Origin of the sequence: Pseudoalteromonas ardens (assembly GCF_030125445.1) — a bacterium.
In the GTDB taxonomy this organism is placed as follows: Bacteria; Pseudomonadota; Gammaproteobacteria; order Enterobacterales; family Alteromonadaceae; genus Pseudoalteromonas; species Pseudoalteromonas ardens.
Genome location: NZ_JASJUV010000006.1, coordinates 288,498 through 312,408 on the forward strand (window position 1 = coordinate 288,498; position 23,911 = coordinate 312,408).

Below are 23,911 nucleotides of genomic sequence, written 5' to 3' on the forward strand. Positions count from 1 at the left end.
CATGAATAAAATCACTCAACAATTAACTCAACTGCGCGATAACTGTCGTCTCTGTCTTAGCAAAGATGTTCAGGTTGCTATTCCATTTAAGCCGACGCCGCTTGCTGAAAAGTATGCACAGAATAAAACTGACGCCTCTGCACCTGCTTTGCCCGTTGATTTGTACATTTGTAATGAATGTGGCCACGTGCAAATCCTTGACGTCGTCGACCCGGAATACCTTTGGGCTGATTACACTTACCATTCAGGCCAGACTCAGGGGATCATTGACCATTTTAAAGACGTGTCAGAGCTGATCCTAGACAAGTATGGTCCACTTCCTCAGCCCTTTGTGCTGGATGTAGGCAGTAATGACGGCACCTTCCTAAAGTGCTTTAAAGAAAAAGGCTTCAAAGTGTTGGGGATTGATCCTGCCAGCGATATTGCCGCTCAGGCAACCCGCAACGGTATCGAAACAATCGCGGATTTAATGACGGCCGAAAACGGACAAAAAATTGTTAACCAACACGGTCAGGCCTCATTGGTGACTGCATTTAACGTATTTGCACATGCCGACGAAATGCGAGATCTACTCAAAGGCATTGCAACAACCCTGGCGGATGATGGTTTATTTGTGTTTGAAGTATCCTATCTCAAAGACATCATAGACAAGATGCTCATTGGTACCATCTTTCATGAGCATCTGTGTAACCACTCTCTCAAACCAATGATTAACTTCCTCGCGACAGAAGGACTGGAAGTGATCCACGTTGAACATGTCTCGATTCAGGGTGGCTCCATCATAGGGTTTGCGCAGCATAAATCAGGCCCTCGTCCGGTTCAGCCATCAGTTGCACAAATGATTGAGCAAGAAGACGCCTGCGACTTGCACAGTATGACCACAATGAATGCATTCGTTGCACGTTTTGATGCCATGAAAGAGCAAGCAAAAGCCCTGATTGCCAAGCACCAACCAGGTGTCATTGCAGCATACGGCGCGGCGCGCAGCGGCCCTATGCTGTTAACGCAATATGACATTGGCGCGGATATCACAGAAATCTACGACGATCATTCACAAAAGGTGGGACGCTATACACCGGGAGACAGTATTCTCGTTGAGCCAACGGCAAAGTTAATGGACACCATGCCAACGTTGACAGTCATACTGGCTTGGATCCATGCCAAAGCCATTGTCAAAAAGCACCTGGATTACCTTGAACATGGTGGCGCGTTTTTAACCTTAACACCGCAAGTTGTACTGATCACGAAAGAGAACTATGCAGACTTCATCGGCTAAAATAAAACTGGGCTTCATTGGGGCCGGCTTCATTGGCCAGGTCGCGCACATTGAGAACTATGCGCAACTAGACGATTGTGAGCTGCATGGTATCGCGGATCTACGTCCAGAGTTGTTGGCACAAGTTGCCAGCAAATTTGGTTTTAATAAGACCTATGCCGATCATCGTGCACTGCTTGAAGACGATGACATCGATGCCGTTATCGTGGTAACAGCACGTGCTCACACTGTAGAAGTCGTCAAAGATTGCTTGCTTGCCGGAAAACATGTGTTCAGTGAAAAACCCATGGCCGGTAACAGTAAAGATGCAAGTGCATTAGTCGAGCTGGCTAAAGCCCGACAGCTTGTTTACTGCGTGGGCTACATGAAACGATTTGATGCAGGCGTTGTCAAAGCGAAGGCCGTCTTTGCCCAGCTGATCGACAATCAAGAGTTAGGTGAGTTGCTACAGGTCAACGCACACTGCTACATGGGCGATAGCTATTGCAAAGCAGGGGGTTATATTCACACTCAGCAGGCACGCCCGCAGATGCCCGATGAGGCAGACTTTGCACCTAGCTGGCTCACGAATGCACATCGCCCGCTGTTCGCGCGTTATGTCAACGTCCACTCTCACTTATTGAATTTACTCAGGTATTTTCTAAACTGTGACATGGAAGTAGAGTACTTTAACTTTTTGTCGGCAAAAGCTCATGTGTGTGTTTTGCGTACTGACCGCCAGCTTGTCACTTTGCATACCGGTGAAGTAGATCAAAAAGACTGGCAGGAACAATGCACATTTGTGTTTGAGCATGGTCAGTTACAGATCACTTTGCCGCCGGCTCTGTTACGTAATGTGCCAGCGCAGGTCGAGCTACAACGCAACGGTGACATCACGGAAAAAACACAGTATCAGGTCCCCTGGTCCTGGGCATTTAAAGAACAGGCTCAGGCATTCCTTGAGGCACTGAAACAACAAAACCTTAGCAGCCCCATCGCTGCGAGTGAGGCACTATCCGACATTCAACTTGCAGAGGCAATATGGCAGAAGATCAGCAATTAACACCGATTATATTTGGTGCCAGTGGGCTGCTGGGCAGCCACTTATATCGCCATTTCGTTTCAACACGACCGAATTCGATTGGCACTTACGGCCATAATCCACAACCTGGTATGCAACAGTTTCAGCTCCAGGAGCATACGCTGTCCGATCTAACGCTGGATACTTCATGCCAATACATTGCCATTATTTGCGCTTCACTCACCAACATTGGCGCCATTAACGCTGAGCCGGAAAAAGCTGCCCAAGTAAATGTGGAAGCAACACTAGCCTTAATCAAGGCGCTTCATCAACAGCAGATCCCGATTATCTTTGTCTCTTCAGACAATGTCTTTACCGGTGATACGGGAGGCTATACCGACGATAGCTCAGCACCAGCCGTTTCCGAATATGGCAAACAAAAACGCTGTGTTGAAAACGCGCTAATGTCACTCACTGAGGGTCAGGCCTGTATTCTACGCCTTGCAAAAATCATAGGCAGCCCAGGTGCAGACGGTACTATTCTCAATGATATCGCAGGCCAGATAAACGCTGGTGTGCCGGTAAAGGCTGCCACTGATTTGATTTTTAACCCAACTGACATAAAAGATATTGTCCGAGCTGTCGACATGCTGGTAGCGCTAAACGCCAAAGGCCTCTTTAACTTTTGTAACCCACAATCGTTTAGCCGTTATGATCTAGCACAGATGATGGCCAGCGCATTGCGCAGTGACACACCGCTGCAAGCAATCCGTTTTTCAGATTTGGACCCAAGTGGTAAACGTCCCCTGAACACAACCATGATACCCTCTGCACTCTTTTCTGAATTCACTTTCACACCAGTGCAAAGCTGTATTGAAACCGGTATCGGGCAATGGAAAAAATGACTCAAAAACCAAAACGCGTGTTAGTACAAGGTAATTTCGATGTACTTCACCCGGGCCATATCAGGTTACTCAACTTTGCCCGAGACTGTGGTGATGAGCTCATTGTCGCAATCAATACCGATTCAGCGATGACCGTAAAAAGCAGGGTTAAGGAAAAGCACCGTTTAGAAATTGTGCAATCACTTGAATGTGTTAATGAAGCCTTTTTGACTGACCAGCCACCCGAACAGGTTGTACAGCAACATCGACCTGCCATTGTCGTCAAGGGAAAAGAGTTTGAAACCCGCCATAATGCTGAGTTGAGTGCGCTACAAGAATATGGGGGTAAGCTGGTGTTTGGCTCCGGTGAGTTTGAGACCAATGCCGACCACTACATTCGTCGCACCTCCCCGGTAGGACGTAATTTTGACTATCAGGAAGCCAAATTATTTGCGCAACGTCACGGGGTAACACAAGGGGATTTACTCAGTCTGTTTAGCAGTATGCGAGCCTTACGTGTACTGGTGATTGGCGAAGTCATCGTAGATGAGTATGTACAAGGGACAGCGGTTGGCTTATCGCAGGAAGATCCGACAATTGTGATGACCCCAAATCGTAAAGACAAGTTTCTTGGTGGTGCAGCCATCACCGCGGGACATATTAAAGCGTTGGGTGCTAAAGCAGTGACACTGGCTTCTGTATTGGGTGAAGATAATACCGCTTTCTACGCCACGCAAAATATCTCTGATTATCAGGTGGAGCCGCTTTTCTTTACCGATCCAAGCCGCCCGACTCCACTTAAAACCAGGTACCGGGCCGGTAACAAAACGCTGTTACGCGTTAATCAGGTCAGACAGCATAAAATTGCACGAGAATTACAGGAACAAATCTACAGCGCCATCGAGAAAAAGCTCGATACCACTGATCTCCTGGTCTTTTCCGACTTCAATTATGGCGTATTGCCTCAACCTCTGGTAGAGCGCTTAAGTGCCGCATGTCAGCAGCGTAACATTCGTATGGTTGCGGATAGCCAGACCTCTTCTCAGGTGGGTGACATTTCACGCTACTGTGGGATGGACTTGCTAACCCCGACCGAACGAGAAGTGCGCGTAGCACTGAATAATACCGATGATGGTCTCGTGATTCTGGCGCAAAAGCTCATCGAAAAGACACAGAGCCAAAATTTGGTGATAACCCTGGCCGAGGAAGGCATACTGGTGCATAAACCCGATCTGCCTGTACAAAAATGGGAAAATGATCGCTTACCGGCGCTCAATCCCAACGCTGTTGATCCTGCAGGTGCTGGTGATTGCTTGCTTGCGGCAAGCTCGCTGGCGCTGGTTGCGGGTGCCAACATATGGCAAGCCTGTTACCTTGGTAGCCTGGCAGCAGCCTGTCAGGTTGCGTCATTGGGGAATACGCCTCTGTCATCCAGCATACTAGAAAAAGCCGTCAAGGACTCGTTCAGTTAAAATGAAAGCCATCTTACTCGCAGCAGGATTAGGTACGCGCCTAAAACCGATCACCGACTCAACACCAAAATGTCTGGTTCCCATTAATGAACAACCTTTGCTGGGCCTTTGGATAGATAAACTGGTTCATCTGGGGGTAAGCGACATTCTCATCAATACCCATTATTTTAGTGAGCAAGTTGAAGCTTTTGTCGCAACCCACCCTCACAAAGCACGCATCACACTGAGCTATGAGCCAGAGCTACTTGGCACAGCCGGTACCCTGATCCGCAACCACACCTTCTGGCGTGGCGAGCCGTGCATGGTTATTCATGCCGATAATTACTGTCTCAGCCCGCTTCAGGCCATGCTTCAGGCACACCAACAACGTCAGGCACATACAGATGCAACACTGTTACTCTTTGAAACTCAAACGCCACAAAGTTGTGGAATTGTAAAACTGGATGCGCATCAGGTTGTCCGTGAATTTCACGAGAAAGTTGTCAATCCGCCAGGAAACCTCGCCAGTGGCGCCCTGTTTATATTTGGTCCAACGGTATACGACAAATACTTTTCTCACTTAACACCGGATCATCATTATGAGCTAAGTGTGGATATCGTGCCAAATATGGTTAATAAGCTCCAGGGCTGGCTTGTAGACGACCATTACATTGATATCGGCACCCCTGAAAGCTACATTCAGGCGCAAAGCTTGGTGAGCCAATTGCGCTAATTTAATAACTACACTGGCTCAAACCTTGCTTAACAACAGCATAGTTATTTCGAAGGATTTTTATATGTCATTTTGTCAAAACTGGGATCAACTGTATCGCAATAATCAACACATGTCCGTATGGCCATGGAGTGAAATTGTAAGTGGTGCCCTGCGTAACACACGCCTGAGAGACGGCGATGAAACATTCACAATTCTGGAAGTAGGATGTGGCGCGGGTGCGAACTTTCCGTTTTTTCTGTCTTATTGTCCAACCGTGTATGGCATCGATGGTAGTGACTTCATCATCGGCGAGCTGAAAAGCCGCTTCACAGACATCGCCAACAACTTGTACGCAGGTGACTTTACGCAACCCTGGCCCTTTGAGGCACAATTCGATTTAATTGTCGATCGAGGGGCGTCCGTGCACAACCCTGTCAATAGCATTCAACGCTATCTGGACCAGGCATACGACACCCTCAAACCTGGTGGCGTGTTGTTAATCACAGACTGGTTTAGTACTGAGCACTCAGACTATGCAAAAGCGCCGGAGTCAATCGACCAGTACACCAAAACAGGTTACACCTGGGGGCCGTTTGCAGGGGTCGGCAATGTCAACTTTTTCGATGCTGAGCTTATCCACCAGCTCGTATCAAAATTTGAGATAGTCTCCCTCAGCCACTCTCAATCTAGTGAGTATGGCAGCGATGGCGTCCATGCGGCATGGAGTATGGTACTAAAAAAGCCCGCTCATGAAGAATAAGTTTAGTCTCGAACCATGTGAGCTGGACCAAGATTGGGACAGCTTCATTGCAACTTCCCCCCATGGCACCCCGTTTGTTCACAGCCAGTTTCTCGCTTTGCTGGACGTTAAGTATCACGCTTATTACTGTTGTAAGGGCAAAGAGAAAATTGCCGCGGTGCTGCTTATCGTAGATGAGCATGAACAACGTGCCATCGGTCATCATGATGTGATCCATGACGGGATTATGCATCGCAATATCGCTCACCTGAATCGCGCTCAGCGTCATTCGGAATTATTTGCCGCACAAGAGTATATTGCTGAGTACCTTGCCGACCGCTATGCTCAGGTGACCCTGAAGCTACACCCGGCTATCCAGGACATTCGCGCATTTTTATGGGTTAACTATCACAACGATGGCCCTAAGTATGCTGTAACACCCCGCTACACGTCTGTGCTTGAGTTGGACGAGTTCACTACTCCTTTGTCAGCACTTGAGCACTCCGACAACTATAGCAATAGCTCGGTGTCAAGGCGGCAGGAGATCCGCTACGGTATTAAGAAACAGGTTACGCTCAGTGAGTCGCAGGACTTTACCTTATTTGCTCACTATTACGGACTCACCATGGCGCGCCAGGGCATTGAAATTAACCCAGCTCGATTGGATGCACTCGCGGTGAGAATAAAAAGCCTGGCACAACAGGGCCTGCTCTGTATGTATGAGGCACACACCAGTAACCAGGAAATCGGCAGCTTTGCGACCTACTTACTCCATGGGGATACAGCCTATTATTTTTATGGTGCAAATCACCCAGAAATGCGCGATAGCCATACGGGTACAGCCGTGTTATGGCAAGCTTTTCCGCTACTTGCCCAAAAAGGCGTGTCAAAGTTAGACTTAGAAGGCATTAACAGTCCCCAGCGGGGCTGGTTCAAGTTAAGCTTTGGTGGCAATGTCGAGCCTTATTTTCACATCCGGCTGGACAAAACCGACGCTTAATTTGCGTCGGTTGCCCGCATAATTGACTCGTACGCCTCAACCAGCACCTCTGCCTGACGCCAGCACTTACCACTAAAACGACCCGATACAACGACGTTATCAACACACCCCGTCAAGGTCTCGTAGTTCTGTTGATTGACAGCCTGGAACTCTGTAGTTGGTACAGGAAAGGTGTTGTTAATCACCTGAGTCTGCCCGCTGACACATTGTGCTTGCGGATCGACGATGCCCATCAATTTAAGCTGTTCGATGATCTCAGATTCCGTAAAGGACTCTACCTCGTCAGGACTGCATAGTATTTCGGCGGATAAATGATGATGTTGACTTTGCCCGGTTAAATTAGGATACAAAGTCAGGCGAAAAATAGCGCTATTCGCATCCCAGACCCACAAGTAATGTGACTTGTTGTCCAGCAAAGGCAGGTCAAAGTTGAGGTGGAAAATAAGCGCGGTACGCAAGGTCACCTGACCTCTGGCTGGCGTCAACCCCATTGCGCTCAGCGCGATAAAAGGAGGCGCACTCCAGAATAGAAAGTCGCATGTCAAAGTACGTTCACTATTCGCCAGGGTCAAACTTGTCACCTTTTTGTTCTGGTGAACTATCTGTGCAACGCGTTCTGATGTGATGATTTCAACACCAGCCTGCTCTACACGTTTTTGTAGCTGCGTAACCCAGTAACCAATTCCCTCTCCGGTCGTCGGGTAATAGTAAGTTATCTCACTCAGGTTATCCTGTGCTTTGCGCTGTTGAAAATCAGATTCTCGCTGATATCCCAGCTTGGCATCAAAGGCCGGTAGCTGCTTAAGAGTTGCAGTCACGTCCGCTGGCAACGCCAGAATGCGGGTAAAACCAAATAACCCAGCAGCCATAGTAAGGCTCTTCAGAGGCGCATCCTGCCCATACAGTTTACGTAATATCGGCACAACAATGCTTTCTGTGAAGACAATTCCCAGTGAATTAGCACAATACTCATAAATCAAGCCTGATTCTGGCAAGTCGGTATGATTGATAAGCTCTCCACAGCCCTTCTGATAGATATCTTGTGGGAGTTTAGATGCATCCGGAAATGGGCTGTTCAAGTCCCAGCTACCTGCAAAGTAGTTCCCTGAACACAACCTGGCAATTTTATGCCAGCTGTCAGTATCCGTATCTGCGAACAAGATTTCATCTAGCTCCGCGACACCTGTTGCATTGGGAATGTGTGAGCCCATGTCATAGGCAGCGCCAGAGTTGTCTTTAACAGAGCAAAATAACCCGCCCACAGTATCGGCCTGCTCAATCAATACCACCTGATCAAAACGTTGTTTTAAAAGCACAGCCGCAACCATGCCACAAATGCCGCCGCCCACTACAACTGCCTGATTATTTGCCATAACTACGCCTCCAATTGACTCTGGGGTGGCAACATTTTTAACAAGCCATGCGCCTCCAGCTTACTGATTGCACCTGCAAAATCCGTGACAGATTGATTGTACTTACCTGCGATATCTATGGTGTCATGATGCCCATCGCTGTAACACAACAGCATCTTAATGTGATTAAGTTCATCCAGCTGACGAGTTCGCTCTTCACTAAAAAAGCTCAATGTCGGGTACAATCCCCTATTACCAAGATTAGGCTCGCCATAGGGATGCGTGTTTTCAAAGCACGCACTTTGCTCAAACGCCAGGAAAATCTTTTCAAGCTTATCAATGCTATCCAGTAGTGGTTTGATCCCCATATACGATTTATTATCCAATGAGGTGTGATATTCCTTATAACCAGTATGAAAACTGCGGCTCACACAACATACGGGGAACTGGAAGCCAGGCGCATTGTACTGGCGCTCATCAGAGCCACTGAGCGGGCTAAATGGGATATTACTATGGCCATGACCTTGTTCACTCAGGTGATACAAGAGTTTATCTAGTAACCCATTGTCATTGCGGCTATGTTTAAACACCAACTCCTGAGGGTCTCCCCCTAAACAGTTCAATACCAATCCTGACACCAAGTTTTGGCGAAAATGATCCTGCATCAAATGCAGCACACCCAGACTTCCTATGGTCTCGGGGTGTAACATGAATCGGTACGTATAGCGACGATTTGGCCACTGCTTTATCCTGTGATACAGGCCCAGTAAAACTAGCGGACCACTGAGTTCATTGTTAGCCATTGATGGATGACACAAATAGGAGCTAAGCAACACCTCCTGCTCAGACTGACCTTCAAGTACCGTTTGTGCTAAGTCCAGATGCCCATCGACAAAACGGCTCTTGATCACTGCTCGATACTGGCCTGGCTTCAGCTGCTCGCGGCGAGACTGGCTAATACAAAAACCCCAGCGCTTTTTATAATAACTGGTTACATACGGCACCGCTTCTGGCAGCTCAGGTAAGCTGTATAAATGAGATTGCAGCTCTTCCAGAGACAGTGTGGCATCCACAGGCTCTGAGTAATTAACCACTTCGAGGTTAAGCCTGTGCATATCCGCCACACGCTCACCATCCGGTCCTAGCAGATACGCTTCATCGCAGTGCCATTCCTGCGGAACCTGCCAGTCAAACAGTGTGGTGCCTGTAGGGATCGACAAGCGCTCCAGAGGCAGGTATCGACCAAAAATATCGTAGCTTTGCCTCAGCCCGGGACCAGTGATCGATCTGAGGATAGGAAACAGCTCATCGTAAAGGTCATTATAAAACGCTTCTGTTTCTTGATACGACACTTCAGTTACTCCAGTCCCAGATCACACTTCTCAGTGTAATGATCACAAAAATGTGTATAGATTTCTTTGATATAACTCATCCATAACTCATTTAACCGTTGATACTGTTCAAGGCTGAAAGCTTCATCTTCATAGGTATACAACAAGGTTATCAGTGGGCAATGGTAGTATAATAACGACCCTTTGATCACATGAAACAAGTGGCCCCATTTCGACTGTTTGTAAGCGTTTAAATAGCGAGCTTGACGTCTAAGCTGATCAGCAGCTTCGCGACGACTTGTCACAGGTTCACTGGCAATACTGCAAATATGCTCAGTCAACTCTTTAAGCCCCTCCAGCGCAATCGACTCTTCACTGACATCATCGAGTGGAAATGTGCTAAAACACTCAGCTTTTATTTGCTCAACCAGTCGCTCAGTATCATAGTCACCTTCAATATCGAGCAGATCTTCTGCGTGCACTGCCATTGCTTTATCAATTTTTGCGCCACTGCCCACATTAAGGCATGTCGTGACATCATAATATCTAAGTAACTTTTCTAACTGGGCATGAGCAATCATGAACAGGTCATTTGACAGGACATGGCCACCAAAGTTGGCAGGTAAGGTGTGTCCCTCAATCTCGAGGTGACAATGGCCCTCATCCTCAGTATCTTCATTCCGTGCTCGATATATACTGTCTTTACTGTGATGTGCACCACCTGGGGCCTTACCGTTATCTACCCCAAACAGATACACATTGCGAAACCCGAGATATAACACAAACGATAACGCCGCGTTGGCAACCACGGGGTTACAATATGGAATTTTCGGTAAGGTCTGCGATAGGTGCTGTAATGCCAGGATATCCAACAGAGAAGTCCCTGCTTCAGCCCCTTTTGCGGCAATGCCCGACCATTTATATCTATGATTTGTATCAGGGTATAGCGTGCTAAGACCAACCAGGTTGATATTCTCATACACTTCCGGTGGGACTATTTCCCCAAAAATCTTATAGTTTGAATAAGGTCGCTCAACCAGCACATGAAAATCAACCGGGATCCCTTTTTTATGCAACGTCGCAATAGAGGTTCCCGCGGCAATGATAATGGCTTTTTTGTGATTACGCTTAATAAAGGCTTCGGCTTCGTCTAATGATGGTCCATTCCCGATAATGAATATCGGTGTATCTTTATCCAAATCTTGCGCTGTATTGGTTAACCAGGCCGCCTTATTACGAATATGATGGATTCCATGCGCCAGTCCTGTCACGGCGTCATTATAAAAACCATGCCCAAACTGAAATCGAAAGTAATCTTTAGCCCATTGCTTAATAAGCGTATTAAGTTCATTACCGGGCGTGTGTTGATAACAAAAGCTTCGCACCAGGGCAAATGCCCCCACATCTTCAGCTATCTTTTCTATGTCCTGAATAAATAAACTATGATCTACCCCTAAATGGAAGAATAAACACCCCCCCTGCTCATCGATATCTGCAATAACCTGGAACCAGTCAGTGCAAAACAGACTTGCAAAAAACTGTTCAAAGTCAGGTTCAATCAGAAAAATGTAATCGAACTGAGTCCGCTCAAGCAACAGGGGTACATGATAGCCCAAGCCAATGCCAAAGATAATGGCACTTGGAAAGTGATCAGGCATTGTACTGAGCGGAGCTGCTGCCCGTTCGCGGATATCAATCATCAGTTTTGTCAGCTCAGTCATGTAGCGAACATGCAAGCGATCATCTTCCTGATTTTGGCCGTATCCCGTGTAATCGGTCAGGCTCAAAACGGGCTTACGCAGTTGTCTCTCAACTTGTTCTGTGGTTTGCTCTATCGGCGACTGAGAATAGATGGGGGCACTACTGGTTTTCGGGACAAAATTGCCATGTCCGGATGTGGTCACATGGAGACAAAACCCGTCGCGAACACTGTGATTATTAATTGCCTTAGCAATGTCTGGATAGTATTTCTCAAAACTCTGCAGGTTTTTGCTAAAACGCACATTGGCCTCTTCTGCGAATTTCGCCTCGCGAGCCTGGTGCGCTGTTGTTTCTGAGAGTTTTTCACTGAGGGACTCTAGTTGTTGTGATATGGGGTCTTTGTTCATACATCAGCCAATGTCGTATTAAGTACTTTTATACGCTTTGATCTTTTTTTGGTTACCAACAAACTGCGACAGCTCTTTTGCGACTGTCATTTTATTTTGCTGTAGTGTGGCGGTGAGTGTCTGGATATGATTAAAAAGCGTGAACGCAGCCTGCTGAATTGTTTCTGATTCAGCTAGCATGTCGTTTGTTAATGTTGAGCGGAGTTGCTCGTCAAACTGTTTAAAAAGGCGCTGTGCCTCTTCAAGCTCGCCAGCCTGGCAAGCCGCATCTACCGCTTCTAAAGATGCTTCTATATCCGCAAAGTTAACCGACATTAGCATCAGCGCCATTGTCATTCAATGTCTGCTGACGAACGTCGACAGGGATAGCATCCCAGGCTGATTTAATTTCCTTTAACAGATTTGACACTTCGTCAATAATCGCCGGATCATTCTGAATGCTGGCATCCAGTAGCCGGTCAATCATATAAGAATATAATGCGTATAAATTCTCGGTCACTTCTCCGCCCACTTCAAAATCCAGGCAGCCGCGAAGTGCTTCTAAGATAGCAGATGCTTTTGAAATGTGCTCTGCTTTTGCTTCCAGGTGACGCTTTTCAATTGATACTTTGGCAAGTACCATTTTCTCTACTGCGCCAGCCATTAGCATTTGAATAATTTCGTACCGATCAGCACCGGCCACACGTGTTTTCAGTGCTTCTTTCTGATAATTTTTAACTCTTGCGTTGTACATAATGGCTCCTTACTTAGACTTGGTGAACCCTGGCAAATTCGCGAGCTGAGCGCCCAAATAAGATTGTGTCTGCTGCATCTGGGCAATCAACACATCCAGCCCAGCATACTGCTTTCGTAATCTCTCTTCTAAAGACGCCATGCGAAATTCATGATTCTCCACATCGTCTTCTAAATCGCTAAGCTGGCCGTTTAGGCCATCTTCTCGATCTTTAATCAAACCGCTCGAGCTTGCATAATTGTCAAGCAACGACTCTAGCTGCTTGGCGACACCATTATCTCCTGCAAACGCTGTGCCAATATCATCAAAGTTACTATCCATTGCATCATTAAGACTACGTACTAATGACGATTTTTCAAGGTAGCCATCATTGTCTACCCCTAAGCCGATATCGAAAATAGTTTCAAATGGACCCGCATCGGTTAGATTGGTGGACAAAGTAGTTATTAACTGGTCACTCAGCGTCCGCATCGATGAGTCACCATTTAGCGGTTTACCAATCCGAGTCTGAAAACCGATATTCCCAATCAGGTTGTTGTAGTTCGAGATAAACTCATCAATCAGCGTATTCACTGAATCTCTATCGTAGTCAACATTCAAGCTTGCTGTGTCATAACCATCGGTATCATTCCCTTCGCTTTTTGCCAGCGCCTTGATGGTCATGTCCTGGACCGCGTCTTTAAAGGTGTTGGTATCACTTTGTATTTCCAAACCATCAACCGTGATGATTGAGTTACGCGCAGCATCGTCTGTGGCAATGGTCATCCCGCCAGTGGTACCAATCGATACTTTATCCAGCTCTGCATTGTCATTCGTCACGGTCAGGTCATTGCCTGTACCGCTAACATTAGATGTCAATATCAACTTTGACCCTGCTGCAGTACCGGTATTTACTATGTTGGCTGTCACGCCAAAGTTTGTGTCAGACGCGTTTATCGCATCTCGTAATTCACCCAGCGTCATACCCGCTGTCACATCCAGCGTGAAGCTATTATCGGCTCCGGCGCCAAACGTTAACGTCCCTCCGGTGGCACTCACGACATCGTCAATTGACGTGTAAGCACCATCAGCCGAAACGGCACGGCTCCCCTGTGCCAATTGTTTGACGGCAATATCAAAGTTACCAACTGAAATTTCCGACGTCGGTGTCACGCTAATGATATCGCCAGACGTAGGCTGAGTGATATTAGCGACCCTTTTACCAAAGTTTTCAGGGTCAGCTAACTTTTTAACTGTGTCATTGAGTTTGGAGATAGCAGACTTAACCTCGCCCAAGGCAGAGAGCTCGACTTTCAAAGACTCTTCTTTCTTGACGAAGGCCTGCATCTTGGGAATATTTTCGGCATCAACCGATGCTTTAATAATACTCTCCAAGTCCAGACCTGAGCCGACGCCTGCAGACGTTATAAGTGGCATTTGCTACCTCCAATTCACTTTCATTTATGCTGTCCTGTCAAACAGCAAACCTTTTCCTGATACTTTATCGGCAAATTCCTCCAAAGCCTTAGCAACTTCGCGAAATTCCTCTGAAGGAATTTCCCGGATCACTTCATCATTGCCTTTGTCGATGACTCTGATGAAAGGCGGATTACCTTTATCATCAAACTCAAACGACAAATTGGTTGCCGTGACCGGTATAAAGTCATTCAGCTTTGCCAGATCAGATTTCACCTGGGCGAATAATTTGTCCTGTGCATCAGGGTCAGCTTCTTCCTTTTGCTTATCCTGAGCCCGCACTGAAGGGTTATCAACCAATTTGGTTAACTTCTCAACAGCCCGGAGCGTCTCTGCACTTTCCTCAGGCTTAATTTGACCAGGAGTGAGCACCGCATTATTCGAGCCAAGCCCTAATGTTGCCTGAATCTCTTTCACAATACACCTCCAATCTCTAGTCTAACTGTAAGTATACGCCAAGTTTCGCGATTTCTCATGCAAACTTGACGTTACACTATTCTTAGCCTAAGAGCGACAGGGCGACCTGAGGACGCTGGTTAGCCTGACTCAGGATTGAACTACTTGCCTGTTGCAGGATCTGCATCTTGGTCAAACTTGCCGTTTCTGCAGCAAAGTCGGTGTCCTGAATACGAGAACGTGCAGCGGTCAGGTTTTCCGCAACATTCGACTGGTTACGAATGGTTGACTGGAATCGGTTTTGAACCGCACCCAGTTCCGCACGTTTTTTATCCACAACCGCAATCAGATTGTCCATGCCAGCCAATACTGCCTGTGCATTAGCCTGTGAAGACACCGAAATACCCGCTTCAGTGAACACATTGGAGAACACTTTAGCGTCTGCTTCTGCGCCTACCGTCGTACTGATGGTCTCTGTAGTGGTACTCAATGCAACTCCGGTTACACCGCTGGCAATACCCGCAATACCAGACAAAGTAAACCCACCGTTGGCTTGTAGATCGTTGGTTGTGGCGGCAACGTTTTGCATACTGAAGCCGATGGTTTGTACCGCGTCGGCACCTACCTGGAAGTTCGCGTCGTACGTACCATCAAGCAGATTCTGACCACCAAAGGTGGTGTCAGCTGCAACCCGGTTTACTTCCTCTGAAAGAGAGCGAATTTCTTCTTGCAGTGCCAGTCTGTCTTCATCGGTGTTTGAACCGTTAGACGCCTGTTGCGCTAGTGTTCTGATCCGTTGAAACATCTGAGTGGTTTCGTCCAGCGCGCCTTCTGCGGTTTGCGCCAGTGAGATACCATCGTTTGCGTTTCGGATACCTTGATTCAGACCGTTGATTTGACCGTTCAGACGGTTGGTGATTTGCATACCTGCAGCATCGTCCTTTGCACTGTTAATGCGCAAACCCGATGATAGGCGTTGGAAAGACGTATCTAACGCTCCTGAGGATTTATTTAACTGCCGCTGTGCGTTCAATGAACTCACATTGGTATTTACATATAAAGCCATAATAGCCTCCGCTTTATCAATATAACTCGCTGAGACGGGATACCCCTACCCTGCCAGCAGCGATGATTTAGAGTCCTAGATTTATAGTTCTCTAAATCCGCTATCGACTGATAAAGCGAAAGCTTTAGCCTTATTTGCAAATTATTTTATTTTTTTTGTGTTATTAACCCTGTAACAGACTCAGAGCCGCCTGCGGACGCTGGTTTGCCTGACCTAGTATAGTCTGGCTGGCCTGTTGTAGGATCTGGTTTTTAGTCAGTTTAGCTGTTTCCATCGCAAAGTCCGCATCTTTAATTCGAGATTTTGCAGCGGCCAGGTTCTCTGAAATATTCGCTTGGTTTCGGATCGTCGACTGGAATCGGTTTTGTACCGCACCCAGCTCAGCCCGTTTTTTATCCACAACCGCAATGAGCGCATCCATTCCCGCCATAACTGCCTGAGCATTGGCCTGTGACGAAACAGAAATACCTGACGCAGTGTAGACATTCGAGAACACTTTCGCATCCGCTTCAGTACCTATGTTAGTACTAATGGTTGCTGTCGTCGCACTCAGTGCGGCACCCGACACACCACTGGCAACGCCGGCGACACCAGACAGGGTAAAACCACCATTATCAGCCATAGAGTTAGTCGTGGCTCCCACATACTGCATACTAAAGCCAATGGTTTGTACCGCATCAGCACCTACCTGGAAATTAGCTGAGTAAGAGCCATCCAACAGGTTTTGACCACCGAACGTGGTATCACTGGCAACCCGGTTAACTTCTGCCGCCAACTGACGAATTTCTTCCTGAATTGCCAGACGGTCTTCATCCGTATTTGAGCCGTTGGCCGCTTGTTGTGACAAAGTCCGGATCCGCTGGAACATAGAGGTAATTTCATCCATTGCCCCTTCAGCTGTCTGAGCAAGTGAGATGCCGTCGTTAGCATTTCGGTTGCCCTGATTAAGGCCCAGGATCTGTGATTGTAGTCGGTCCGAGATTTGCAAACCTGCTGCATCATCTGCCGCACTGTTGATCCGCAGACCAGAAGATAGACGTTTGAAGGACGTATCCAGCTCAACACCGGAATTTTGTAGTTGTCGTTGCGCATTAATGGAACTGACATTGGTATTTACAAATAAAGCCATGATTCACTCTCTCTATACAAATGCTCAGCATTGAGCTGTTCATTGGTGTACAAGGAGGCAATTGTTATCACTGGCCGGAGCTCAGTGAAGGGGCAATCCAATGCCGCTTGTACAAACTTAATTTCTTCTGGAATGAATAAAGCAAGGTATGTGCCAATAAATTTTGACAAGGTGAAAATCGAGTCTTGGAATCGTAATCTTGTGAACTGAACTATACTGCTTATAGAACGAACATCGGTGAAATGCCTAAAAAGGAAGGGCCTTTCAGGTGTACTAAATGGTATTTTAGTACCAAGCTACCCACGTATCTAAATAATAAGTATAAAGAAAAAGAGGCCTGGCAGGCCTCTTTTTTGAAGTTTGAGAGTGGGTGTCAATATTTTTTCATAATATTGGCACGGAAAGTGCTAATATTAACGTGTTCATTGTTTTGATGAACTGTAATTGGATTTAAGCTCCTCCGCTTTATCATCCAATTGGGTGCCCTGGCTAATACCCCATCAAGTCCGGGCACCTGTTTTCCTACCTAACTTATCCCAGTAGACTTAGTGCAGCCTGAGGACGCTGGTTAGCCTGACTCAGGATTGTCTGACTCGCCTGTTGTAGAATCTGCATTTTAGTCAAGCTTGCAGTTTCCTGAGCAAAGTCAGTATCTTTGATACGTGATTTTGCAGCTGACAGGTTCTCAGAAATGTTAGACTGGTTACGAATCGTTGACTGGAAGCGGTTTTGTACCGCACCTAGCTCTGCACGCTTCTTATCAACAACCGCAATCAGGTTGTCCATACCAGCTAATACTGCCTGCGCATTTGCCTGAGATGATACCGAAATACCTGATTCAGTAAATACGTTAGAGAAAACCTTCGCATCTGCCTCAGTACCAATGTTTGTACTGATGGTTTCAGTTGTCGCACTCAGTGCAACACCGGTTACGCCACTTGCAATACCTGCGATACCAGACAGTGTGAAACCACCATTTGCCTGCATATCGTTGGTTGTACCGGCAACATTTTGCATGCTGAAGCCGATGGTTTGTACTGCGTCAGCACCAACCTGGAAGTTTGCAGAGTAAGTACCATCCAGAAGGTTCTGACCACCGAAGGTTGTATCTGCTGCCACCCGGTTCACCTCAGAAGACAGTGAGCGGATTTCTTCCTGAATTGCCAAACGGTCTTCATCTGTATTTGAACCGTTTGCTGCTTGTTGTGCCAGGGTACGAATACGCTGGAACATTGAGGTAACTTCGTCCATCGCACCTTCAGCGGTTTGCGCTAGCGAGATACCGTCGTTTGCGTTTCGGTTACCTTGGTTTAAACCGTTGATTTGTGAGGTCAAACGGTCTGAAATTTGTAGACCTGCTGCATCGTCAGCAGCGCTGTTGATACGGAAGCCCGATGATAAACGCTTGAAGGAAACATCCAGCGAGTTGCCTGAATTGTTTAATTGTCTTTGAGCATTCAATGAACTTACGTTAGTATTTACATAAAGTGCCATGGTGATTCTCCCACTATAATCTGAGTGCTTACTCTGTAAGTGCCCACTCTCAAACTTCTAAAACTTTCTCTCATAGCCTTCGAGGTTTGTTTTCACTCTCCGGCTTGGTTACTTAAGTTATCGGGCAGCGGCAAAAATACTTTAGAAATTTTTCTAAAAAAATCTCATCTTTTTGTTTATTAAAGATTTTTAATTTCTAAAGCGGCATAAAGCGGGAAATAAATTGCCACCCTAAACTACCCAAATAAATCTGAAGCACTGCAACAAAGTCTATAAAAGTGAGCAGGTTAGAATCTAAATTGAATAAAAGAGAGGGAAAATGGAAGCGGCAGGGGTAAACCCTAAAAGCCGCTTCCAGGACGGATTACCTGATGTAGTCGAGTAAAGACAGATTAGACAATCGACCAAAGGTGGCCTGCGATGCCTGAAGTGCAGTTTCATGTTTGGTCAGATCGGTAATGGCTTCGGCCATATCCAGCTCGACCAGCTCTGCTTTTGCAATCTTATTGTTAATATCCAGGTCAGCATTCGCATCGGTGATACGCGTTGCGGTGTTGAGCCTGCCCCCCAGACCAGACTGAGTCTGTGAAACGCGGTTTTTTGCGTTATCTATACCAATCATCGAATCAGCTAGTACCTGACGATAATCTTTTTCACTAAGTGTCGTGTCATTCAATGCCGTAACCAGGTCATCCAGCATATTGAGTACGTTATCTCGCTCTGGCGCTTCAAGATCAAAGTCAATCTGCGCGGGCGCATTCCCCGTAAAGCTGAACTCCATGCCTTCGACCTCGATGTGATTTTCTTCATAGCTACCCGTTGCCAATACCGTTGCACCTTGCTGTAAAGAATAGGTATTGGGTGTGCCCGCTGTGAGTACTAGACTAAATGTATTCGAGCCGGCTGGCGCTGTTGGGTCTGGGTTATAATTGGCTTTATGAAATTGGTCAAATGGTCCTTGTTTGGTTACATACACATCCGAGCTCACGACTCCCCCCGACACAGTCGCAGTATTGGAGGCCACATTGAGCCGTGTTGGTACGCTCTCAAAAACATCAAACCCGTTATCACTGGATTTAATTTCAACCCCTTCGGCAACCTTAATTTTATGCTGCCCCTGATCACCATTGTATTGATAACGCTGCTGTGTACTGTTGTACGAATAGGCTTCAGTGTTATCCTGATAACCGGAAAAAATGTATCGGCCATCTTCCGTTTTCGCATTCATCAGGTCATGCACCGCGGTTTGTATAGCACTTAGCTCTTCAGACAAAGATGCTCTGTCTACATCCACCAAAGAACCGTTACCTGCCTGGACCGTTAGCGTCAGAGCGCGAGTCAAAGAATCTTTGATATTATCCAGTACACCTTCTTGCGTATCCAGACGGCCTTTGAGCATAGTCAGGTTCTTTGTATATTGCTCATTGGTTTGGATCCTATCGGTGTACAACAAAGCCCGTGCCATTGCAGAAGGATCATCTGATGCGGTTAATACACGTTTTTGCGTGTTAACCTGCTGCATGGCTTTATTCACATCTTGCTGACTATCGAGAATTGAGTTCAGGTTATTCTGATACATCATATTTTGAGATAAACGCATAATTACCTCGCCGCACTTAATAAGGTATCAAACACAGTTCTTGCTGCGGTAAGTACTTGCGCAGCTGCTGAGTAAGATTGTTGAAAACGAAGCAAATTTGCTGCCTCTTCATCCAGGTTAACGCCCGCCATAGATTCATACCAGGCTTCAGATTGAGCTGCCAGTGCTTCGTAAGCCGCACCATTGGTTTTGGCCTGATTGGCCACAACACCAATTTCCGTTACCAGTCCGGCGTACGCTTCATTAAAGGTTTTCAGGTTATCTGCGGTTGCAGTCGTCACCACATTCTGACGCACCAGCTCCGCGCTTTGTAACTTACTCAGCTCGAGGCCATTACGGTTATCATCAAAACCGCCGGTATTAAACTCAATGGTGAATGTGTCACCCGTCGCTGGCGTCCCTTCAATATTAAAATCGAAGCCATAGCTGGCATACGCACCACCCGCCTGGGCAAGCAAGTTTTCAGCTGGCGGTGTAATGGTGAAAGTATTAGTACCACTGCCATCAACGATCTGATATTCATTGGCGTTTGCCGTTTTAGTCAGTGTGATTGTGCCATTGGTCAGGCTCGGTGGTGCCGCTGCAAAATTACTCGTAGCAGGATCTGTATCGGTGACAGAGCCTACAGAGATGGTTGCCGTACTCACATTACTAGCCGCAGTCTCCGTCCTGATTGGCGAAGCCAGTGCTAAACTTTCAGGCCGATCCGTTGCAAGTTGTAAATTACCCGCAGTACCCGAGTTAAGCTTAACCAGAAAGCTGTCCCCCACATTGGCGGTGCCTGTCAGGTTCATTTGCAAACCAAACATGTCGACACCTGCCGCAACGGAGTTTGAATCGATCACTCCGCCAATCACGTTTGCCATTACGGGCGTTCCCTGAACATTGCCCTTACTGTCTACCGCTGCAATTTCCACGGTGTTTGCTGCGGTATAAGTGACTCTGAAATCCGTCGCCGGAACTTCTTTACCTTTACCGGGCTCAACCGTAGCCGTTAACTGTGCGGTACTGGTATTGCTTTCATACGGATATCCACCGACCGTTGGTAGCGTGAATATATTGCCGCCTAGATTACCATCCAGGTCCATACCCAATTGGTTTTGTTGGTTAAAAGCATCTGCAAGCGATAGTCCAATTTGACCGAGCTGCGTCTGTGCTGGCACCAGAATGTCATCACGAAATGCCATCAGGCCACCAATCTTACCTCTGAGACTGACATGATCTACCTCTAACGCTACAGCAGCACCAGCGGTGACATCCAGCGTCAGTGCTTTGTGGTTCGGATCGGGGTCACCATCCATTGAGAAGAGATTAAAACTACCATTTTCCATGACCAGAGACTGCCCGGAGCCAAGAAAAACGAGTTTTTCACCATTCCTGCCATCCAGGGTTTCGATGTCTACCAGTTCAGCCAGATCTCTGATGGCCTGATCTCGTTGATTCAGCAAGGAGCTGCCACTGCCATCACTGTTGTTACCATTGAGCGCCGCAACTTGGGTGTTCATATCACTGATCTTCTGGATCAGGTTATTGGCCTCATCAGAATAAATCGACAATTGCTCATTTACGATATTGCTCTGGTCAAACACGATACCGGATAACCGGTCCATTTGATCAATTAAATTCTGGGCATCCGTCAAAAACAGGGAACGCGCAACCGTTGAAGAAGGTAAGTTCATCGCTTCCTGCATATTATTGAACAACGAGTTGATGCTCTGATTCAGGTTATTAGACTCTTCACCAAACAAGGTATCAACCCGGGTGGCTTCCGTCACAAACTGTTCATAATAAGCCTCGCTCGAGAGGTCCCGGTTAAGCTGCTTTTGGGCAAACTCATTAAGCAAGCGTACGGTTTCGCCACGTCCCACCTGGTTATTGACCATAGTGGTGTGTTCAGTCCGCTCACGAACATAACCTTTGGTATTCAGGTTTGCGATGTTTTTACTGGTCGTCTGGAGTAATTCAGAGCTGGCTCTGACCCCGGATGTACCAATATTCATAAGATTAAATGACATCTTAATTTACTCCCTGATGCACTGACGCTGACAACATGGACTGAAATTCTCCTCTGTCCAACACACGTTTAATTTTTTCTGCATAATCTGGATCGGTTGCATACCCTGCCTGTTGCAGGGCATCCAGGTATTGGTCCGGATTGTCTGTCTTAGTTAAGGCCTCTTGATAACGAGGATTGGACTGCAGGAAATCGACATAATCATTGATGCTATCTTTCAGCGAATCATACGCTCTGAAGTTCGCCTGCTTTTTCACTGGTAAACCTTGCTCAAACTCCAGCGTCATTTTACTGGCACTGTCACCCTGCCAGCGCTTATCGGCTTTTATGTTAAACAGGTTTAAACTGCTTTCACCGTCCTGGCGCGCGATGATGTGCTTGCCCCAGCCTGTTTCCAGTGCAGCCTGAGCAACCATCACAGCTGGATTCAGGCCAATCTTGGCGGCCGCTGACTTAGCATGCTCCCAAAGCTGGCTAACAAATGACTCAGGATCATCGAATTGCACCTCTTTAGATGCACTTTCGGTCACTTCAGGCTGTTTTTCTGCTTTGTGCTGCCCTGCTTCACCATTAGCAATCCGATCGCTTTGCAGCTCCGCGCCGGTGCGCAGTACAGAACTGGGCATATACCCATCCCGATTAGGCGACAATTGCTGCACAATCAGATCAGCAAGGCCCAGACTCCCCTCACTGGAGAGTTGCATAGACATCTGCTGATCATGCATGTCACGATAAAATTTCACGCTGCTGGAATTAAACGGACTATCTTTATCCTCCAGAACTTCATTGGCCTTTCGCATGCTGGACAACATCATCTGAGTGAAAATTGACTCGAACTGCTGAGCCGCTTTGCGCAACGCTTCTTCAGAGGCATTGGCGTCTCCGGTACTTTTCAGTGCGTCCTGTCTTAACGAGTTCAGATCAGTTAAGTCATAGAAACTTTGGTTGCGAGTCGGATCAGTATTCATTGCTCGAAATCACATCAATATACATAACCAATAACAATGCAATTATTGAGCCAAAAAAAAGCCCCATAAAATGGGGCTAACTAATTGATTATAAAAGAAGCATCAAATGACGACTAATTGACCATGTATTGCACCAGCTTCTTTCAGTGCCTCCAGTATCGCCATCAAATCGCCAGGTGCTGCGCCCACTGCATTAATTGCACGGACCAAATCATCCAGGCTTGAACCAGGGTCAAATACAAATGCCCGTGAATCATCCTGATCAACATCGACAATGCTTTGACGCGTCACTACCGTTTCACCTTCTGTCAAAGGCTGTGGCTGAGACACATTCATTTGTTCAGCAATGGTCACCGTCAATCCACCATGCGTAATCGCAGCTGGCTGCAGTTTCACTTCTTTGCCAATAACAATGGTACCTGTGCGTGAGTTGACGATAATCTTGGCTGACGTATCTGCTGGTGTGAACTCCAGGTTTTCCAGAGTCGATAAGTAAGCAACACGCTGAGAAGGGTCGCGAGGTGCAATGACACGTACAGAAGCAGCATCCATAGCTTGCGCGCTTTGTGGGCCAACCAGATCATTAATTGTATCGGCCAAACGCTTAGCGGTTGTAAAGTCGGGCCGATTCAGATTAAAAGTAATGTGATCTCCCTGAGTGAACGGGCTTCTGACTGCACGTTCAACCGTGCCACCATTTGGAATACGACCAACCGTAGGCGTGTTAATCACGACCCGGCTGCCGTCCAGCCCCTCGGCACCCAAACCACCCACAATCATGCTGCCCTGAGCGATCGCATACACATTGCCATCCACACCTTTCAGGAAAGTTTGCAGCAAAGTCCCGCCACGCAAACTGCCCGCACTACCAATAGATGACACGGTGACGTCAATAGTTTGACCAGGCTTCACAAAAGCTGGTAACTCTGCATGCACGGCCACTGCTGCCACATTCTTAATTTTCGGTTTAAGGTTTGCCGGCATGGTAATACCAAAGCTGTTTAACATGCCCTTGAAGCTTTGCTCTGTAAAGCGAGTTTGCTCCCCTGTACCCGGTAAGCCCACTACCAGACCATAACCAACCAGTTGGTTTGAACGAACTCCCTCAACCATAGTCACGTCTTTGATACGCTCTGCTTGCGCAAACTGGCTGCCGATAAGTGCCATAGTTAGCACGAGCACATTAAATAATTTCATAGT

At 47.0% G+C, this 23,911-nt stretch carries 21 protein-coding genes; 7 read left to right on the forward strand and 14 right to left on the reverse strand.

The window, feature by feature from the left end:
- Position 1 precedes the first annotated feature (1 nt).
- From QNM19_RS18555 to QNM19_RS18585, 7 genes are all read left to right on the forward strand, one after another.
- The gene (locus tag QNM19_RS18555) at positions 2-1,276 is read left to right on the forward strand and encodes a class I SAM-dependent methyltransferase (protein ID WP_284027066.1); all 1,275 of its coding nucleotides are present in this window, start codon (positions 2-4) and stop codon (positions 1,274-1,276) included.
- Entirely contained in the window at positions 1,257-2,318 is a 1,062-nt protein-coding gene (locus tag QNM19_RS18560; protein ID WP_049866499.1) for a Gfo/Idh/MocA family protein, read from the forward strand. The genes QNM19_RS18555 and QNM19_RS18560 overlap by 20 nt, the downstream gene beginning before the upstream one ends.
- Positions 2,297-3,181 (forward strand): SDR family oxidoreductase, encoded by an 885-nt coding sequence (locus tag QNM19_RS18565; RefSeq protein ID WP_049866498.1) that lies wholly within the window; start codon positions 2,297-2,299, stop codon positions 3,179-3,181. Before QNM19_RS18560 ends, QNM19_RS18565 begins: the two co-directional genes overlap by 22 nt.
- Positions 3,169-4,632 (forward strand): PfkB family carbohydrate kinase, encoded by a 1,464-nt coding sequence (locus QNM19_RS18570; RefSeq protein ID WP_284027067.1) that lies wholly within the window; start codon positions 3,169-3,171, stop codon positions 4,630-4,632. The genes QNM19_RS18565 and QNM19_RS18570 overlap by 13 nt, the downstream gene beginning before the upstream one ends.
- Before the next feature lies 1 nt (position 4,633).
- The gene (locus QNM19_RS18575) at positions 4,634-5,344 is read left to right on the forward strand and encodes a nucleotidyltransferase family protein (RefSeq protein WP_049865169.1); all 711 of its coding nucleotides are present in this window, start codon (positions 4,634-4,636) and stop codon (positions 5,342-5,344) included.
- Positions 5,345-5,408: 64 nt separating this feature from the next.
- The gene (locus QNM19_RS18580; protein WP_049865170.1) at positions 5,409-6,086 is read left to right on the forward strand and encodes a class I SAM-dependent methyltransferase; all 678 of its coding nucleotides are present in this window, start codon (positions 5,409-5,411) and stop codon (positions 6,084-6,086) included.
- Positions 6,076-7,065, forward strand: coding sequence for a GNAT family N-acetyltransferase (locus QNM19_RS18585; RefSeq protein ID WP_049865171.1), 990 nt, complete (start codon positions 6,076-6,078; stop codon positions 7,063-7,065). Before QNM19_RS18580 ends, QNM19_RS18585 begins: the two co-directional genes overlap by 11 nt.
- On the opposite strand, the gene QNM19_RS18590 is transcribed toward QNM19_RS18585, so the two are convergent.
- The 14 genes from QNM19_RS18590 to QNM19_RS18655 form a co-directional block, all read right to left on the reverse strand.
- Entirely contained in the window at positions 7,062-8,438 is a 1,377-nt protein-coding gene (locus QNM19_RS18590; protein ID WP_049865172.1) for an FAD-dependent oxidoreductase, read from the reverse strand. The two genes, QNM19_RS18585 and QNM19_RS18590, sit on opposite strands and share 4 nt — an antisense overlap.
- Before the next feature lie 2 nt (positions 8,439-8,440).
- Positions 8,441-9,769: a DUF4910 domain-containing protein gene (locus QNM19_RS18595; protein WP_049865173.1), complete on the reverse strand. Its 1,329-nt coding sequence runs from the start codon at positions 9,767-9,769 to the stop codon at positions 8,441-8,443.
- A gap of 5 nt (positions 9,770-9,774) precedes the next feature.
- Positions 9,775-11,856: a motility associated factor glycosyltransferase family protein gene (locus QNM19_RS18600; protein WP_284027068.1), complete on the reverse strand. Its 2,082-nt coding sequence runs from the start codon at positions 11,854-11,856 to the stop codon at positions 9,775-9,777.
- Between the two features lie 18 nt (positions 11,857-11,874).
- Positions 11,875-12,186, reverse strand: a complete 312-nt coding sequence (locus tag QNM19_RS18605; RefSeq protein WP_237113748.1) for a hypothetical protein — start codon at positions 12,184-12,186, stop codon at positions 11,875-11,877.
- Positions 12,161-12,589 carry a flagellar export chaperone FliS gene (gene fliS / locus QNM19_RS18610; RefSeq protein ID WP_010385621.1) on the reverse strand — a complete coding sequence of 143 codons (429 nt, stop codon included), beginning with the start codon at positions 12,587-12,589 and terminating at the stop codon, positions 12,161-12,163. The genes QNM19_RS18605 and fliS overlap by 26 nt, the downstream gene beginning before the upstream one ends.
- A 9-nt stretch (positions 12,590-12,598) precedes the next feature.
- Positions 12,599-14,005, reverse strand: coding sequence for a flagellar filament capping protein FliD (fliD, locus tag QNM19_RS18615; RefSeq protein WP_284027069.1), 1,407 nt, complete (start codon positions 14,003-14,005; stop codon positions 12,599-12,601).
- A 24-nt stretch (positions 14,006-14,029) separates the two neighbouring features.
- Positions 14,030-14,461 carry a flagellar protein FlaG gene (locus QNM19_RS18620; RefSeq protein ID WP_010385619.1) on the reverse strand — a complete coding sequence of 144 codons (432 nt, stop codon included), beginning with the start codon at positions 14,459-14,461 and terminating at the stop codon, positions 14,030-14,032.
- Positions 14,462-14,543: 82 nt separating this feature from the next.
- The gene (locus QNM19_RS18625) at positions 14,544-15,506 is read right to left on the reverse strand and encodes a flagellin N-terminal helical domain-containing protein (protein ID WP_058797719.1); all 963 of its coding nucleotides are present in this window, start codon (positions 15,504-15,506) and stop codon (positions 14,544-14,546) included.
- Between the two features lie 163 nt (positions 15,507-15,669).
- Positions 15,670-16,635, reverse strand: a complete 966-nt coding sequence (locus tag QNM19_RS18630) for a flagellin N-terminal helical domain-containing protein (RefSeq protein WP_125563897.1) — start codon at positions 16,633-16,635, stop codon at positions 15,670-15,672.
- 531 nt (positions 16,636-17,166) lie between these two features.
- Complete coding sequence (locus QNM19_RS18635; RefSeq protein WP_049866364.1) at positions 17,167-18,129, reverse strand: flagellin N-terminal helical domain-containing protein; 963 nt, start codon at positions 18,127-18,129, stop codon at positions 17,167-17,169.
- Between the two features lie 364 nt (positions 18,130-18,493).
- Positions 18,494-19,729, reverse strand: a complete 1,236-nt coding sequence (gene flgL, locus QNM19_RS18640; protein ID WP_058797716.1) for a flagellar hook-associated protein FlgL — start codon at positions 19,727-19,729, stop codon at positions 18,494-18,496.
- A gap of 2 nt (positions 19,730-19,731) precedes the next feature.
- Complete coding sequence (gene flgK / locus QNM19_RS18645) at positions 19,732-21,744, reverse strand: flagellar hook-associated protein FlgK (RefSeq protein ID WP_284027070.1); 2,013 nt, start codon at positions 21,742-21,744, stop codon at positions 19,732-19,734.
- Position 21,745: 1 nt separating this feature from the next.
- Positions 21,746-22,711, reverse strand: coding sequence for a flagellar assembly peptidoglycan hydrolase FlgJ (gene flgJ, locus QNM19_RS18650; RefSeq protein WP_049865761.1), 966 nt, complete (start codon positions 22,709-22,711; stop codon positions 21,746-21,748).
- 102 nt (positions 22,712-22,813) lie between these two features.
- A complete protein-coding gene (locus tag QNM19_RS18655; RefSeq protein ID WP_058797713.1) occupies positions 22,814-23,908 on the reverse strand; it encodes a flagellar basal body P-ring protein FlgI in 1,095 nt (364 codons plus the stop codon).
- Positions 23,909-23,911: the final 3 nt, after the last annotated feature.